1 protein-coding gene is annotated in these 486 nt (G+C 63.0%); it reads right to left on the bottom strand.

Annotated elements, in window-relative coordinates; genetic code table 11:
- Window positions 1-111: 111 nt before the first annotated feature.
- The coding region (locus tag EN935_RS39890; RefSeq protein WP_127374446.1) for an aminotransferase class I/II-fold pyridoxal phosphate-dependent enzyme at window positions 112-486 on the bottom strand (375 nt) is incomplete at its 5' end.

Raw genomic sequence — 486 nt, 5'->3', positions numbered from 1 at the left:
GCGGCGAGAAGTAGCAGTTTGCGGCGAGTGAAGCTCATTTGTGTTCCCTCTGTTGTTGATCGGGCGGGTTGCTCCCGCACGGTTTTTTGCCGCCCCGCTTCAGGCAGGGCGTCAATTCATGGCAGCGACCATGCGGTCGAGCGCGGTAGCTATGTCCTTGCGTTCACGGCACACGCACATGCGCAGGAAGGCCGTTGCCGAACTTCCGAAGAGATGGCCGGGCGCCAGGCCGACGCGCGCCGTCTCAAGGATTTTGGCGCAGGCAAGACGTGCGTCGCTTTCGCCTTCCATGGCAAAGAAGGCATACATGCCGCCGCGCGGTTTCGCAGGCAGGATGATGCCTGGAATCTCCGCCAGCCGGTCATAGGCAAGGTCGAGGCCGGTCCGGATACGTTGCCGGATCTCTTCGACCAGCGGCTCGCCCTGGCGGATGGCTGCAACCGCACCAGCCTGGATGGGGGCAGCGGTGCCGCTGTTGATATATTG

Source organism: Mesorhizobium sp. M7D.F.Ca.US.004.03.1.1, assembly GCF_003998635.1.
GTDB lineage: Bacteria > Pseudomonadota > Alphaproteobacteria > Rhizobiales > Rhizobiaceae > Mesorhizobium > Mesorhizobium loti.
Note: the sequence above shows the minus strand (reverse complement) of the source record. Positions and strands in the feature narration are given on the sequence as shown.